This is a genomic window from Pantoea sp. B_9, assembly GCF_008632015.1.
Taxonomy (GTDB): Bacteria; Pseudomonadota; Gammaproteobacteria; order Enterobacterales; family Enterobacteriaceae; genus Pantoea; species Pantoea dispersa.
The window spans coordinates 232,032-247,361 of the sequence record NZ_VWVL01000006.1; the positions used below are offsets into that span (position 1 = coordinate 232,032).

Sequence of the window (15,330 nt, forward strand, 5' to 3'; positions counted from 1 at the left end):
CGTACTCCTGTTAATAATGCCTGCCCCTATTCCGCAGGGGCGTTAACTCTGGTGGAAAGGGTATCACCACACCTTGCATACCCATCAGCATAGCCGCTCTTTTTTGCGAGCGGCTGCGTAAAAACGGCCGCTAAGCCAAATCGACTGCTATTGTCGGTAAATGTGCGTACCGATACAACAACGAAGCCGCACTTCTGCGCACCGCCAGCCGCCACTCGGATTAATCCGAGCCGGCCAATCACGCCGCTGGCGGCAGCAATAGCGCTGCTGCTATAATCAGCGACCAGCAGGCCTCGCCTGCACGCATTTCTGCCCCGACGTTAACGTGACTTTGTCGAACTGGCGCAGACATTTTTGGCACGGATAGCCCTGTTTGACGGGTAAGTACCGGATGTACGCCTCTTCGCGCTGCCCAGGCCAAAAATGACAAGTGATTAACCCAACGGATCTTTTATGCTTGATAGCCTGCTTGTCATTCTTTTACTGATCGTAATCAGTTCATTTTTTTCTCTGTCGGAGATCTCGCTGGCGGCTGCCCGCAAGATCAAACTGAAACTGCTGGCCGATGAAGGCAACATCAACGCGCAGCGCGTGCTGAAGATGCAGGAACAGCCTGGCATGTTCTTCACCGTGGTACAGATTGGCCTCAACGCCGTCGCGATTCTCGGCGGTATCGTCGGCGATGCGGCGTTTTCGCCCGCCTTCAGCAGCCTGTTCAACCGTTTTATGGAGCCGGAACTGGCGGATCAGCTCAGCTTTATCTGCTCCTTCACCATCGTCACCAGCCTGTTTATTCTGTTTGCCGACCTGACGCCAAAACGCGTCGGCATGATCGCGCCGGAAGCCATCGCGCTGCGCATCATCAATCCGATGCGCTTCTGCCTGCTGGTTTTCCGCCCGCTGGTCTGGCTGTTCAATGGCCTGGCCAACGTGTTCTTTCGCATCTTTAAGCTGCCGATGGTGCGTAAAGATGACATCACCTCGGATGACATTTACGCGGTGGTAGAAGCGGGCGCGCTGGCCGGCGTGCTGCGCAAGCAGGAGCACGAGCTGATCGAGAACGTGTTTGAGCTGGAATCACGCACCGTGCCTTCGTCCATGACCTCGCGTGAAAACATCGTGTGGTTCGATCTGCACGAAGACGAAACCAGCCTGAAAACCAAAATCGCGCAACACCCGCATTCGAAGTTTCTGGTGTGCGACGGCGATATCGACCATATCGTCGGTTACGTAGATTCCAAAGAGCTGCTGCTGCGCGTGCTGGGCAACCAGAGCATGACGCTCAACAGCGGCGTGCAGATTCGTTCGGCGCTGATTGTGCCGGATACGCTGACGCTGTCAGAGGCGCTGGAGAGTTTTAAAACCGCCGGCGAAGACTTCGCGGTGATCATGAATGAATATGCGCTGGTGGTCGGGATTATCACGCTTAACGACGTGATGACCACGCTGATGGGCGATCTGGTCGGCCAGGGGCTGGAAGAGCAGATTGTGGCGCGTGACGAGAACTCCTGGCTGGTGGAAGGCGGTACGCCGATTGATGACGTAATGCGCGTGCTGGATATCGACGAGTTCCCGCAGTCCGGCAACTACGAGACCATCGGCGGCTTTATGATGTATATGCTGCGTAAGATCCCCAAACGCACCGATTTCGTCAAATTCTCCGGCTACAAATTTGAGGTGGTGGATATCGACAGCTATCGCATCGACCAGCTGCTGGTGACGCGCATTGATGACCGCCCGCCGGTGCTGAATGTGTCGAAGAGTACGCTGGATGAGTCTGAAGGGCCTGCCGCGTAGCAGTGATCGTGCGGTTACAGAAAGATTCAGGGCGCCAGCGGCGCCCTTTCTTTTGCTTAGTTGTACTCGGCTTGCAGCCGCAGCACCTGGCGGTTGATTTCTGACATCACGCTAAGGTGCTGTTTATCCTTGACGCGCGGCAACATGACTTTGCCTTTGTCGAACTCAAACGCGCCAACATCCTTGATGTACAACCTTCCTTTAAATAGCGTCTTTACATATTTCGCAATTTGCAGCGGATTATAGCGCTGGAAGATCTTCATGCTGTTTAACTCCTGAACAGATGTAATACGCTTCGCCGTTGCCAAATTCGGTACGAGCCCTTGAAGCGCAAATGAGGCATAACTATAGAACATGATTCCTTGCCGATGTTCCGAAAAAATGGATTTTTTACTGAATTGACACATCATTACAGAGAACTCTGTCATAACGATCACAAAATCCAGTATAAACCTTCATTGGTTAAGGAATTGTGGCATGGGTTACAAAGCTGCTATCTCATCGCGACAGGCGCATCATCCACGCCTAATATTGCAAAAACATGAATAACTGGTCGGATCACTAAGGAGCATTACCATGCGTTTGGCACATTCCGTGATAGCCCTGGCGCTGCTGCTGCCCAGTCTTGCCTCAGCCCACGCGTTTAAGGTTGGCGAGCGCGTACCGGCAGTCGGCGTTAACGACAAAGGAGAACTGCTGTATCAGCAGGAGAAGTTTCGCTACCAGCCCTGGAACAGCGCCCAGCTGAGCGGCAAAGTGCGGGTCATCCTGCATATTGCCGGACGCTCGTCAGCCAAAGAACAGAACGCCGCGCTGATTGAAGCCATCAAAGCCGCCCAGCTGCCGCACGACCGCTATCAGACCACCACGGTGGTCAATACCGATGATGCCATTCCCGGCACCGGGATGTTTGTGCGCAGCAGCATTGAGAGCAATAAACAGCAGTATCCGTGGTCGCAGTTCATTGTCGACAGCAATGGCAACGCGCGCAAGGCGTGGCAGCTGGAGAAAGGCGGTTCGGCGATTGTGATTCTGGATAACACCGGACATGTGCGTTACGCCAAAGACGGTCCGCTGACGCAGGATGAAGTGCAGCAGGCGATGAAACTGATCCATCAGCTGCTGCAGGCGTGATTGCGCCACAGCGGGTGGCGCGCATAGCGTATCAGAACAGCGAGACGCGGAAGCCCGGATTCAGGAACGACTCGCGCGGCGCGTAGTCGAGGGTTTTGCCCTGCCAGTCATGCACGTGTGCGCCAGCGGCAATCGCCACCGCATGGCCGGCACCGGTATCCCATATATTGGTCGGCCCGAAGCGCGGATAGAGCTGCGCCTTGCCCTCTGCCACCAGGCAGAACTTGAGCGAGGAGCCGATAGCGGTGGTCTGGTGCTCGCCCAGCTGGGTCAGATACTCTTTCAGCTCTTCGTCTTTATCGGCGTGCGAACGGCTCACCACCACCAGCAGCGGTCGCGCTTCACGTACGTGGATCTGCGTGGTGTGGCCGCCCTCTTCTTTCCACGCTTTGCCTTCGGCCGCAGAATACATCACCCCCAGCGCCGGCGCGTACACCACGCCCAGCACCGGTTTGCCGTGCTCAATCAGCGCGATATTGACCGTAAACTCGCCGTTACGCTTGATGAACTCTTTGGTGCCGTCGAGCGGATCGACCAGCCAGTATTGCTGCCAGTGCTGACGCACATCCCAGCCGGGTGGATCCTCTTCCGACAGCACCGGCACGTCAGGCGTCAGCGCTGCTAAGCCCTGCACGATAACCTGATGTGCCGCCAGATCGGCCGCCGTGACCGGTGAATCATCCGATTTACGCGTCACGTCCAGCGGTTGTGCGCCATCGTAGACCTGCATAATGGCATCGCCCGCGCTTCGCGCCAGCTGGCAAATTTTATCTAACATTGTTCACCTCATTTCGGCTGATGCTGCCGCTGAAACCCCGGCAGCCCGTCTCCAGATATTTTAGCAGCTGCGCTGTGACAGCCGCAGCTACGCGTATTCGCTTTGATTATCAATATCATAGTTCGCTCGTGGCGGCTATGGCGCAATGCTGAATGGCCGGCACTCCGACAGCTTGCGCAGAAAAGAGGCAAAATCCCGAGCCCCATCACAAATTGAAATGATAATTCGTCATGGTTTTACATTATTTTGAGAGGCCCATTAAAGCGAACAAGGAGCAAGCCATGTTCAAAGCGAGCATGTCGTTACTGGCACTGTGCGTTGCAGCCGCCACGGTACAGGCTGCCACGGTGGATTTACGCATTCTGGAAACCACCGATCTGCACAGCAACATGATGGATTTCGATTACTACAAAGACACGCCGACCGAAAAGTTTGGTCTGGTGCGCACCGCCACGCTCATCCAGCAGGCGCGCGGCGAAGTAGCAAACAGCGTGCTGGTGGATAACGGCGACATTATTCAGGGCAGCCCGCTGGGCGATTACATGGCGGCCAAAGGCCTGCAGCCGGGAGAAATCCATCCGGTGTATAAAGCCCTTAATACGCTGGATTACTCGGTGGGCAATCTGGGCAACCACGAATTTAACTACGGCCTGCCCTATCTGCAGCAGGCGATTGCCGGGGCACGTTTTCCCTACATCAACGCCAACGTTATCGATGAAACCAGTGGCAAGCCGCTGTTTACCCCCTATTTAATTAAAGAAACCGCGGTAAAAGACAGCGACGGCAAGCCGCATACGCTGAAAATCGGCTATATCGGCTTCGTACCACCGCAGATTATGGTGTGGGATCGCAACAATCTGCAGGGTAAAGTGCGCGTTGATGACATCACCGAGACAGCGAAGCGCTATGTGCCGGAAATGCGCGCAAAAGGTGCTGAAATAATCATCGCTATTCCGCACTCCGGTCTGAGCAGTGAGCCGTACCATGCCATGGCGGAAAACTCGGTGTATTACCTCAGTCAGGTGCCAGGTATCAATGCCATCATGTTCGGCCATGCGCACGCGGTGTTTCCCGGCAAAGAGTTTGCGGCGATTAAAGGCGCGGATATCGCTCAGGGCACGCTTAACGGCGTACCGGCGGTGATGCCCGGCATGTGGGGCGATCATCTCGGCGTGGTTGACCTGGTGCTGAAAAATGACGGCGGCAACTGGCAGGTGACCCAGGGTAAAGCCGAAGCACGGCCCGTTTACGATGCGGTGGCGAAAAAATCGCTGGCGGCGGAAGATGCCGATCTGGTCAAAGTGCTGGCCGACGATCATCGCGCCACGCGTGAGTTTGTGGCAAAACCGATCGGCAAGTCGGCGGATGTGATGTACAGCTACCTGTCGCTGGTGCAGGACGATCCCACCGTGCAGATCGTCAATAATGCGCAGCGTGCTTACGTCGAACGCTTCATTCAGGGCGATCCCGATCTGGGCCGCTTACCGGTGCTCTCGGCAGCGGCACCGTTTAAAGCCGGCGGCCGTAAGAACGATCCGGCCAGCTACGTTGAAGTGGAAAAAGGCGATCTCACCTTCCGTAATGCCGCCGATCTCTATCTCTACCCGAATACGCTGGTGGTGATGAAAATCAGCGGCGCACAGGTGAAAGAGTGGCTGGAGTGCTCGGCGGCGCAGTTTAATCAAATCGACGTGCATCGTCGTCAGCCGCAGTCGCTGATCAACTGGGATTTCCGCACCTACAATTTTGATGTGATCGACGGCGTGCAGTATCAGATCGATGTGACGCAACCGGCGCGCTACGACGCCGAATGCCAGCTGATTAACCCGGCGGCATCACGTATTCAGGATCTGCGCTGGCAGGGCAAACCGATCGACCCCAAAGCGACCTTCCTCGTTGCCACCAATAATTACCGTGCCTGGGGCGGCAAATTTGCCGGTACCGGCGAGCAGTATGTTGCCTTTGCTTCGCCGGATGAGAACCGCTCGGTGGTGGCCGCCTACATCAGCAGAGAAACCCGCACCCACGGCGCGGTGCAGCCACAGGCCGATCACAACTGGCGGCTGGCACCGATCGCCAGCGCAACGCCACTGGATATTCGCTTTGAGACCGCGCCGGGCGCAAAAGCCACGCAGTTTATTGAGAAGTATGCTGATTATCCGATGAAAGCCGTCGGCAGTGATGAAACGGGCTTTGCAATCTGGCAGGTGGATTTACAGAAGCAGGCAGAGAAGAAGTAGTGACAGGGGCGCCAGACACGGCGCCCGCTGTTTATTACAGGATTTCCAGCAGCTCGACTTCGAAAATCAGGGTGCTGAATGGCGGGATAGAGGCACCCGCGCCGCGCTCGCCGTAAGCGAGATTGTGCGGAATGGCCAGCTCCCACTTCGAGCCTACCGGCATCAGGGTCAGCGCTTCAATCCAGCCAGCAATCACGCCGCTGACCGGGAATTCAGCCGGTTCGCCACGGGCAACGGAGCTATCAAACACGGTGCCGTCAATCAGCTTACCGGTGTAGTGCACGCGTACGCGATCCTGACGTGATGGGATTGGACCATCGCCCTGGGTGATGACGCTGAACTGCAGGCCGGATTCGGTGCTGCTCACGCCTTCACGCTGTGCATTCTGCTCGAGGAACTGCTGACCTTCGGCCGCCATGGCTTCGACGCGCTCACGACGTACGCCTTCGGCACGCTCGTGGACTTCACGCAGCGCACGGTGTACCACGTCAACCGGAACTGCCGGTGAGTTCCCTTCCAGCGCGTCGCGCAGGCCCGCAAGCAGCGCTTCTGGCTGCAGACCCTGCAGTCCAGACTCTTGCAGCTGCTGACCAACCTGTAAACCGATACCGTAACTTGCTTGTGATTCGACGCTGTCAAATGAAGGGGTCGTCATCTTGTTTCCTTAATCCCGGAGAAAATAGAACCGGCAGCATAACAGCGCAGGCGGCTGGCGTAAAATCTCGCGCGCCGCGGATGACATTTCCCGGGGAAAGAGAAACAATATGCAGGTCAAATTTTTCAATGCTGGCAGGCACTTCGCGCCCGCTTTGCCCATACTATAGAACAAGAGAGCATCCATGGGCCAAATCGCCCCACGACGTCGCAGGACGCGCGCACCGCGTACCTTATTTTCCCGGTTGCAACGCTGGCTGCCTGACAGGCGCGTCACGACCGCCAGCGAGGAGGAGGAAAGAATGGCTTCTGAAACCCCGTCGCGTATACCCGCTGTGCTGCAGCGCATCTGGCATCTGCTGGATAACGTACGCTGGATGGATCCGCTGCCGCCGCTGCACCGACGCGGTATCGTTATTGCCCTGCTGGTGATGCTGCTGGCGTTTCTCTGGCCTGCCAGCACGCCGCAGTATCCGGTGGAACGTCCGGCAGAGAGCAGTGGCAAAGAGGTGCCGATGCAGGCGGAAATCTACGATAACAATACGCAGCCGCCGCAGAATACGACGCCAAAGAGTGATGCCCAGGGCGAATGGCACAGCTATACCGTGGCCTCGGGCCAGACGCTGGCACAGCTGTTCCGTGACAACAATCTGCCGGTCAATGATGTGTTTGCCATGGCGCGGGTGGAAGGCGATGGGCAGCCGCTGAGCGCGCTGCAGAGTGGTCAGCAGGTGAAGATCCGTCAGAACGCGCAGGGCGTGGTGACCGGCTTAACGGTCGAGAGCAGTAACGGTCCGGTGTTGTTTACCCGCCAGCCGGACGGCAGCTTTATCCGCGCACAGTAAGCGACAGAAACAAAAACGCCGGCACAAGGCCGGCGCTTTCAAACCAAGTAAAAAATTACTCAGCTACTACATTCACAACCAGTTTCGCGAATACTTCGCTGTGAACCTGGAAGTCAACTTCGTGCTCACCGGTGGTGCGCAGAACGCCGTTTGGCAGGCGAACTTCGCTCTTCGCCACTTCAACGCCAGCTGCAGTAACTGCATCAGCGATGTCGCGGGTACCGATGGAACCGAACAGTTTACCTTCGTCGCCTGCTTTAGACGCGAGAGTAACGGTGCCCAGTGCATTGATTTTCTCTGCACGTGCGTTAGCAGCAGCCAGAACGTCAGCCAGTTTGGCTTCCAGTTCAGCGCGACGCGCTTCGAAGAACTCAACGTTTTTCTTGGTAGCAGGAACAGCTTTACCCTGTGGAACCAGGAAGTTACGAGCGTAGCCCGCTTTAACGTTAACCTGATCACCCAGGCTGCCCAGGTTTGCTACTTTATCAAGCAGAATAACTTGCATTACCTTATCCTCTTAAAGTCGTTAATGGACAGTTGCCGATTACTGATGACGATCAGTGTACGGCAGCAGAGACAGGTAACGCGCGCGCTTGATAGCACGAGCCAGCTGACGCTGGTATTTTGCACGAGTACCGGTGATACGGCTTGGAACAATCTTGCCGCTTTCAGTGATGTAGTTTTTCAGCGTTGCGATATCTTTATAATCGATCTCTTGAACGCCTTCCGCGGTGAAACGGCAGAACTTGCGACGACGGAAATAACGTGCCATTTGGCTAGTCTCCAGAATCTATCAATTCAATCTGCTCGGCATGTAACACAAGTTTGCTCTGGCCATTGCGTGCCTGATGGCAGCTAATAAAACCTTCGAGTGTGAGTTGCGTGCCGACCGTTATATGTTGAGTAATCGCCTGATGGGCGCTGCCGCTGATAATCACCGGCATCTGACACCAGGCTTGCCGGTGAAACCCGGCTTCCTCCTGCACAGAACGATGCTCAAGCACGAACTGGCAGTGAGGAATCCCTGACGGACTGACTTTTCGAACTGGCGTCTTGCACACGGTACCAGACAGGCGCAGCCGATTGGCCGTCATCGTGGATTACTCTTCAGAATCCCCAGCATCTGAGTCTTCTGCCGATTCGTTAGCGAAGTCTTCGCGGCGCTCACGACGCTCGTCTTTCGCTTTAACCATCGGAGAAGCTTCAGTTACCGCGTGCTTAACGCGCATAACCATGCTGCGGATAACGGCGTCGTTGAAGCGGAAGTTAGTTTCCAGCTCGTCGATCACTTCCTGCGGTGCTTCTACGTTCAGCAGAACGTAGTGTGCTTTGTGCAGTTTGTTGATCGGGTAAGCCAGCTGACGGCGACCCCAGTCTTCCAGACGGTGGATCGTGCCCTGTGCACCAGTGATAGCACCAGTGTAACGCTCGATCATGCCCGGAACCTGCTCGCTCTGGTCAGGATGGACCATAAATACGATTTCGTAATGACGCATCGATAGCTCCTTACGGATTATTCAGCCTCCTGTCAGGGTCAGCTGCGGCCCACGGAAGCAAGGAACGTTATAGGTTGCGAATCACCCAAAAGATGAAACACACCTCTGAATGCAGCTGAAAAATTGACGCGTAATCATACTGACCTCGCCGGGGAAACTCAAGCGCACAATTCATCAAATTGTCGCTGTCGTGCCAGGCGGGGACACCTTTTGTGCTAAGGATTGAGATTCAGCAGGTTAGTCAGAGATTGTTCAAAATCCCTGAACGAGGCGTTCAGCACGACGATCTGGCGTCGTACTGGTGAAGAACTAAACTCTCTACAGGCGCAACGGTTTGGCTTAATCAGCGCGCCTGAGAGTGAAATCCCTGGAGTGAGGAGTCGATTATGAAAGCTGTCATTATCGCCACTTTACTGGGTCTCTTCCTGTCTACCCCCGCTCTTGCCAGCTCCGCTGACCAGGCGCTGCAGATGAGAAGTAACAGCAGCAAAGCGGCTTCAGGCTATGTCTACGTTAACCGGCTGGATGCGCCAGGCGGTAACCCGGTCAGCGCGAACACCAGCGCCGCCGACCGCTTGTCGTCACAACTGTAGTCCGGCCTGTTATCCCGGGCTGGCGTGCTCCGCACCGCTAGCCCGTTCCGTTTTACAAATGATGTTTAAAGAAACTGACCAGCGCGGTGAGCGCTGGCGGCGTGATTTTGTGCCCGATCTGCTTTTCCGCCAGAAAGGTGAGCCGGCTGTCGAGCTGCGCCTCGCGCAACGCCTTCTCCAGCCGTACCGTTTCGGCAAACGGTACGACTTCATCCGCTTCACCGTGCCATAACAGCAGCGGCCGGTTAGCCAGCTGCGCCAGCTGCTGACAGGGATCGTAGGCCGCCAGCGGGGCCAGCCGCGCCTGTAACGCCGCTTTTTGCTCTGGCGTGTGCGCCACCAGCGGCGGGAACAGCGTCTGACTGAGCTGCATGAAGTAGCCGGAGCCCATCAGACAGGCAACGCTGTGCAGGTGTGGATAGCGTGCCATCGCGCCCAACGCGGTCATCCCGCCCATTGAGGCGCCGGCAATAGCGAAACGCTCATCTGCCACCCAATCGTTGTCGCGCAGCACCGCTTCCAGCAGCGGCACTTCATCGATGTTCTGGCGCAAAATCTCCCAGAAGTGCGTCATGCGCGCGTCGGTATCACCGTTGTAGCGCGCGCCGTGCATCTCTGCATCCGGCATCACCACACGGAAACCGGCCTGCGCCAGCGCCACGGCAAAGTAGCTGTACACCTCTTTCGACGAGGTAAATCCGTGATAAAACAGGATGGTGGGTAGGCGCGCCAGCCGCTGTCCGGCCGGTGCCGCGTGAATACACTCAATGCCCGCCAGGTTCTCCGTTGCCAACTCAATCATACCGTCTCCGTTGAGAATGATTATCACTGGTCTCAGTGTACGTGCTGCCGGCCAAAACGCGAGCCACATCACATTTATTTCGATTAATTTCTGCCCTAAACATTTGCCGCATTTTGCCGTTGATCCTGTACCCCTCCAGTTATTTATTAAAGGTACTTTATGAAGCGTCTCTCTCTCAGCGCCATGAGTCTCGGAATTAAGCTGTCTGTATTGACGTCTTTCAGTGTGGCAATCGTGCTGTTTGCCCTGACGTTAACGCTCAGCCATAACGCCGCGCGCCAGCTGGAGCAGCTGGCTGTCGACGATATGCAAAACCAGGTGCTCGGCATTAATGAAATGGCCACGATGTTTAACGCGACCTTATCGGAAGAAGTGGCGAACTATACCCGGCTGTTTCAGAGCTTTTTACCTAAGCGATTCAGCCGTGACGACAGCTCACGCATTCAGGTGGGATCGTTCAGCACGCCGACGCTGCGTGCCGGGCTGAAAACCCTCAACCTCGATCAGATCGCCGTGGACGATTTTCTCGATCGTACCGGTGCAGTCTCCACCATTTTTGTGCGCGACGGCGAGGATTACATTCGCATCGCGACCTCACTGAAGAAAGAGGATGGCAGCCGCGCGGTGGGCACCCAGCTTGATCGCAGCAGCGCGGCGTGGCGCAGCGTGAATAAGGGCGAAGTGTATCGCGGCCTGGCGACGCTGTTCGGCCATCGCTATATCACCCAATACCAGCCGGTGCAGGACGACAGTGGCGCAGTGATCGCCATTCTGTTTGTTGGCGTGCAGATTGATAAACAGTACGCGCTGATGCGGGAGAAAATGCTGGCGCGACGTCTCGGCGACAGCGGCAGCTTCTTCGTGCTGAACGGCACGCCGGGCAGCGCACAGGGCCAGTATCTGTTTGCCCGTCAGTCCGAAGGCAAGCTGCCGGACTGGGATCGCAGCGTACAGCAGCAGATCCTGACGCAGCCGCACGGCCTGCTGGAGATCGCGCATCAGGGCGAAACCCGCCTGCTGGCATGGCAGCAACTGCCGGGCTGGAACTGGATTATCGCCGGTGAAGTCAGCCGCGCCAGTCTGCTGGCACCGATCACCCACAGCCGCAATCTGTTCATGCTGATTGGCCTGGCGCTGGTGCTCGCCTTTGCCATTGGCTTTGTGCTGTATAGCCGGCGCGCCATTACCCGGCCGCTGCAGCAGGTGATCCATCTGGCCGAGCAGTACGCGGCGGGTAATCTGCAGGCGCACCTCGACTCAGCGCGCCGCGACGAGATCGGCCAGCTGGTGAGCGCGATTAACGGCATTGGCGACGGCCTGGAGAAAGTGGTAGGCCAGGTACGCGCCGCCGCGCGTGAGATCAGCGACGGCACCGACACCATTGCGGCCAGCAGTTCCAGCATCAGCGAGCAGATTGGCCGCCAGGCGAGCAGCGTCGAAGAGACCTCGGCCAGCATGGAGCAGTTTGGCGCAACCGTGGCGCAAACCGCCGCTAACGTGCGTCAGGCGATGGCGCTGGTCGGTGAAGCCGCCAGTACCGTCAGCCAGGGCGGCAGCACCGTGGCGCGCTCGGTAGAGACCATGGCGGAGATTCGCATTGCCTCACAGAGCATCGCCGACATTACCCACGTGATCGAGTCGATTGCCTTCCAGACCAATATTCTGGCGCTCAACGCTGCGGTTGAGGCGGCGCGCGCCGGTGAGCACGGCAAAGGCTTCGCGGTCGTCGCTGCGGAAGTGCGTGCACTGGCGCAGCGCAGCGCCAATGCGGCGAAGGAGATTGACGGGCTGATTGCCAGTTCGATCGACAAAGTGGCCGCTGGCCATGCGCTCTCGGAACAAACGCGTGACGCCATGAGCCATATTGTCAGCCATATCGAACAGGTGAAAACCCTGATGGGGGAAATCAATATCGCCGCCCAGGAGCAGGCCGCGGGCATTGGTCAGGTCAATCTGGCGATGAACCACATCAGCCATGCGACCCATCAGAGCAGCGATATGATTAACCAGTCCGAACACACGGCGCAGCACCTGAGTCAGAAAGGCCATCATCTGACACAGCTGGTGAGTATTTTCCGCCTCAACGACTGATGAGCCGGGGCAGATGGCTTACACTTGAGTCATCTGCCTGTTTTCCGGAGCCACCATGCGTACGCTTATTCTGCTGCTGGGCCTGCTGCTGAGCGGCTGTGCCGCACTGCACACCACGCCACAACCCCCGCCAGCGCCCACCACTCAGGCGCAGGAGATCACCCGCGCGCAAAGCTATGGCCTGCCGAAGCTTGGCACCGTCAGCGCCCATTCACGCGGCTCGCCGGATGATGTGCAGCGTGCGATCGCTGCACGCGCCAATCAGAGCGGTGCGGTTTACTATCAGATCCTGATGGTCGATGAGACCACCATGCCTGGCTTCTGGTATGCCACCGCCATTCTGTACGGCGCGCCCTCAGGCGGCAGTAGCACGCTGCAGTAAGCGTGCGCTCAGATCATCACTCAGCGCCTGTGCCGGGCGCGATGAGAGATAACGCGCACACCAGCTGTCCGCCAGCGGCGGTTCTGCCGCTTTCAGCAGCACCGCGGCACTCGCCAGCCGAATCAGCATGTCGCTGACCTGCCGTCCCTGCTCTTCGCGCAGGTTGCCGAGCTGCAGCCGCAGCTGACGCCAGCAGCGATCGAAGTGGCGATTGCTGCCCTTCACCGCATCAAACTCATCCTGCAGCATGCTAAGCACTTCTGCATGTCGTCCCAGTACACGCAGCACATCCAGGCACATCACGTTACCCGAGCCCTCCCAGATGCTGTTCACCGGCATCTCGCGATACAGGCGCGGCAGTTCACTCTCTTCGCAGTAGCCAATGCCGCCCAGCACCTCCATGGCTTCAGCCACAAACGGCATACCGGCTTTGCAGATAACGAATTTGGCCGCCGGAGTGAACAGGCGTGCATACAGCCGTTCATGCGCGCTGGCCGGCGTTGACCAGGCGCGCGCCAGACGCAGCAGCAGTGCGGTTTGTCCCTCCAGCTGCAGTGCCTGCTGCGCCAGCACCGCGCGCATCAGCGGCTGATCGCTAAGGTTTTTGCCCATCACCTGGCGCTGACCGGCGTGATGCAGCGCAATCGCCAGCGCGCGTCGCATCTGGCCATGGCTGCCGAGCGCGCAGTCAAAGCGCGTCATACCGCCCATTTTCAGGATCAGCCGCACGCCATCGCCCTCCTCACCCATCAACCAGCCGAAGGCATCCTGAAACTCCACTTCGGCACTGGCATTGGCGCGGTTGCCCAGCTTGTCTTTCAGACGTTCAAGACGAATGGCGTTGCGCGTGCCGTCCGGCAGCAGGCGCGGCAGAAAGAAGCAGCTCAGCCCCGCGGCGGTCTGCGCCAGAATCAGGTGCGCGTCGCTTTGCGGCACCGAGAAAAACCACTTGTGGCCGGTGATGCGCCAGGGTTCGCCCGGCGCACGCGTGCCAGGCGGTTCGGCGCGTGTGGTGTTGCTCAGCACATCGGTGCCGCCCTGCTTCTCCGTCATGCCCATGCCAATCAGCAGGCCGCGCTTCTGGCTGCCGGGCAGATGATGCGCATCATACCGATCGCTCAGCAGCCGATCGTGCCAGTCGGCGTAGGGAGCGGGCAGATGGGTTTGCAGCAGCGGGATCGCGGCGTGAGTCATGGTTACCGGGCAGAGCGAACCGGCTTCCACCTGCGCATGCAGAATGAAACGCGCCGCGCGTGCCACCATGGCGCTGCCCTGCACGTCAGGCTGCCAGCTCAGGTTATGTAACCGGCTGGCGCACACGCCCTGCATCAGCAGATGCCAGGCAGGATGAAAGCGCACCTCGTCGAGCCGCTCACCGCGCGCGTCGTAACGCAGCAGCTCCGGCGGCTGTGCATTGGCCAGGCGACCTAATTCCAGTGACTCCGCGCTGCCGAGCTGCAGGCCAACGGACGCCAGCCATTCGCGGTCCCAGCCGGCCCCTTCACGCACCACCGCCTCGCACAGCGCGCTGTCGCCGGTGAAGAGATTGCTGTTGCTGAGCGGAGATGGTTGATTGAATACGCTGTGAGTGGTCCAGGCCATGGCACTCTCCTCTCCAGTTGCCCGTACTGATGTGGCTATAAGTATGGAGAGGATGTGCAGTTATGCCTGGTACAGCTGAGGTTTTGCGGCGGCGATCACGCCTGGCGCTGACGCACCGCTTCGAACAGACAAACGCCGGTGGCCACCGAAACGTTGAGGGAAGAGACGCTGCCGGCCATCGGGATGCTGATCAGCTCATCGCAGTGTTCGCGCGTCAGGCGGCGCATGCCTTCTCCTTCCGCACCCATCACCAGCGCCATCGCGCCGGTCATTTTGCTCTGATACACCGTGTGGTCTGCTTCACCGGCCGTGCCGACGATCCAGACGTTGTACTCCTGCAGCAGACGCATGGTGCGCGCCAGATTGGTGACGCGAATCAGCGGCACGTTTTCCGCCGCCCCGCTGGCGACTTTTTTCGCCGTGGCGTTGAGCGGTGCCGAACGGTCTTTCGGCACGATCACCGCATGCACACCGGCCGCATCGGCGCTGCGCAGGCAGGCACCCAGGTTATGCGGATCGGTGACGCCATCCAGAATCAGCAGGAACGGCTGATCCAGTGAAGCCAGCAGATCCGGCAGATCGCCTTCCTGATAGTTTTTACCCGGCTTAACGCGCGCCACGATACCCTGGTGCACGCCGCCTTCGACCTGGCCGTCGAGCCACTGGCGGTTGGCCAGCTGAATCACTATTCCCTGAGCTTCCAGTGCGGCGATCAGCGGCTGCAGGCGGCGGTCATCGCGGCCTTTAAGGATAAAGACTTCCTGAAAACGCTGGGGATCACGCTCCAGCAGCGCCTGCACGGCGTGAATGCCAAAAATTATTTCACTCATTACTTTGCTCAAGGTTGGATGTATATCGTTGAATACAGAACATTAATCAGGCTGCGCGTTGGGGCGCAGCCTGCGAAACAGGTTGA

At 58.0% G+C, this 15,330-nt stretch carries 17 protein-coding genes; 7 read left to right on the forward strand and 10 right to left on the reverse strand.

Going from position 1 to position 15,330, the window contains the following annotated elements:
- The first annotated feature begins 453 nt into the window (after positions 1–453).
- Positions 454–1,797: a hemolysin family protein gene (locus F3I21_RS18095; RefSeq protein ID WP_021509741.1), complete on the forward strand. Its 1,344-nt coding sequence runs from the start codon at positions 454–456 to the stop codon at positions 1,795–1,797.
- 56 nt (positions 1,798–1,853) lie between these two features.
- Here F3I21_RS18095 and F3I21_RS18100 read toward each other — a convergent pair whose 3' ends face one another.
- A complete protein-coding gene (locus F3I21_RS18100; protein ID WP_031280153.1) occupies positions 1,854–2,060 on the reverse strand; it encodes a DUF1107 domain-containing protein in 207 nt (68 codons plus the stop codon).
- A 313-nt stretch (positions 2,061–2,373) separates the two neighbouring features.
- Here F3I21_RS18100 and F3I21_RS18105 point away from each other — a divergent pair, with 313 nt between their 5' ends.
- Entirely contained in the window at positions 2,374–2,931 is a 558-nt protein-coding gene (locus F3I21_RS18105) for a YtfJ family protein (protein WP_021509743.1), read from the forward strand.
- 31 nt (positions 2,932–2,962) lie between these two features.
- On the opposite strand, the gene cysQ is transcribed toward F3I21_RS18105, so the two are convergent.
- Entirely contained in the window at positions 2,963–3,709 is a 747-nt protein-coding gene (gene cysQ, locus F3I21_RS18110) for a 3'(2'),5'-bisphosphate nucleotidase CysQ (RefSeq protein ID WP_021509744.1), read from the reverse strand.
- Positions 3,710–3,990: 281 nt separating this feature from the next.
- Here cysQ and F3I21_RS18115 point away from each other — a divergent pair, with 281 nt between their 5' ends.
- A complete protein-coding gene (locus F3I21_RS18115) occupies positions 3,991–5,949 on the forward strand; it encodes a bifunctional 2',3'-cyclic-nucleotide 2'-phosphodiesterase/3'-nucleotidase (protein WP_150059482.1) in 1,959 nt (652 codons plus the stop codon).
- Between the two features lie 34 nt (positions 5,950–5,983).
- On the opposite strand, the gene fklB is transcribed toward F3I21_RS18115, so the two are convergent.
- Entirely contained in the window at positions 5,984–6,604 is a 621-nt protein-coding gene (gene fklB / locus F3I21_RS18120; RefSeq protein ID WP_021509746.1) for an FKBP-type peptidyl-prolyl cis-trans isomerase, read from the reverse strand.
- 184 nt (positions 6,605–6,788) lie between these two features.
- On the opposite strand from fklB, the gene F3I21_RS18125 reads away from it, so the two are divergent.
- Positions 6,789–7,448: an OapA family protein gene (locus tag F3I21_RS18125; protein ID WP_150059483.1), complete on the forward strand. Its 660-nt coding sequence runs from the start codon at positions 6,789–6,791 to the stop codon at positions 7,446–7,448.
- A gap of 55 nt (positions 7,449–7,503) precedes the next feature.
- On the opposite strand, the gene rplI is transcribed toward F3I21_RS18125, so the two are convergent.
- The 4 genes from rplI to rpsF are packed head-to-tail and all read right to left on the reverse strand — an operon-like array spanning position 7,504 to position 8,944.
- Positions 7,504–7,953: a 50S ribosomal protein L9 gene (gene rplI / locus F3I21_RS18130; RefSeq protein WP_021509748.1), complete on the reverse strand. Its 450-nt coding sequence runs from the start codon at positions 7,951–7,953 to the stop codon at positions 7,504–7,506.
- A 39-nt stretch (positions 7,954–7,992) separates the two neighbouring features.
- A complete protein-coding gene (gene rpsR, locus F3I21_RS18135; RefSeq protein ID WP_000135199.1) occupies positions 7,993–8,220 on the reverse strand; it encodes a 30S ribosomal protein S18 in 228 nt (75 codons plus the stop codon).
- 4 nt (positions 8,221–8,224) lie between these two features.
- Complete coding sequence (priB, locus tag F3I21_RS18140; RefSeq protein WP_031280155.1) at positions 8,225–8,542, reverse strand: primosomal replication protein N; 318 nt, start codon at positions 8,540–8,542, stop codon at positions 8,225–8,227.
- Between the two features lie 6 nt (positions 8,543–8,548).
- Entirely contained in the window at positions 8,549–8,944 is a 396-nt protein-coding gene (rpsF, locus tag F3I21_RS18145; protein ID WP_021509750.1) for a 30S ribosomal protein S6, read from the reverse strand.
- Between the two features lie 386 nt (positions 8,945–9,330).
- On the opposite strand from rpsF, the gene F3I21_RS18150 reads away from it, so the two are divergent.
- Positions 9,331–9,537 carry a hypothetical protein gene (locus tag F3I21_RS18150; RefSeq protein WP_021509751.1) on the forward strand — a complete coding sequence of 69 codons (207 nt, stop codon included), beginning with the start codon at positions 9,331–9,333 and terminating at the stop codon, positions 9,535–9,537.
- A gap of 52 nt (positions 9,538–9,589) precedes the next feature.
- Here the strand turns inward: F3I21_RS18150 and yjfP are convergent, their stop codons facing one another.
- Positions 9,590–10,339: an esterase gene (gene yjfP / locus F3I21_RS18155; RefSeq protein ID WP_058759864.1), complete on the reverse strand. Its 750-nt coding sequence runs from the start codon at positions 10,337–10,339 to the stop codon at positions 9,590–9,592.
- 159 nt (positions 10,340–10,498) lie between these two features.
- Between yjfP and F3I21_RS18160 the strand changes: the two genes are divergently transcribed.
- On the forward strand, positions 10,499–12,430 hold the full coding sequence (locus tag F3I21_RS18160; RefSeq protein ID WP_150059484.1) for a methyl-accepting chemotaxis protein: 1,932 nt from the start codon (positions 10,499–10,501) through the stop codon (positions 12,428–12,430).
- Between the two features lie 55 nt (positions 12,431–12,485).
- Positions 12,486–12,812 (forward strand): biofilm peroxide resistance protein BsmA, encoded by a 327-nt coding sequence (bsmA, locus tag F3I21_RS18165; protein ID WP_021509754.1) that lies wholly within the window; start codon positions 12,486–12,488, stop codon positions 12,810–12,812.
- Here bsmA and F3I21_RS18170 read toward each other — a convergent pair.
- Both F3I21_RS18170 and rlmB read right to left on the reverse strand, forming a co-directional pair.
- The gene (locus F3I21_RS18170) at positions 12,786–14,414 is read right to left on the reverse strand and encodes an isovaleryl-CoA dehydrogenase (RefSeq protein WP_021509755.1); all 1,629 of its coding nucleotides are present in this window, start codon (positions 14,412–14,414) and stop codon (positions 12,786–12,788) included. The two genes, bsmA and F3I21_RS18170, sit on opposite strands and share 27 nt — an antisense overlap.
- Before the next feature lie 95 nt (positions 14,415–14,509).
- The gene (gene rlmB / locus F3I21_RS18175; RefSeq protein ID WP_150059485.1) at positions 14,510–15,244 is read right to left on the reverse strand and encodes a 23S rRNA (guanosine(2251)-2'-O)-methyltransferase RlmB; all 735 of its coding nucleotides are present in this window, start codon (positions 15,242–15,244) and stop codon (positions 14,510–14,512) included.
- Positions 15,245–15,330: the final 86 nt, after the last annotated feature.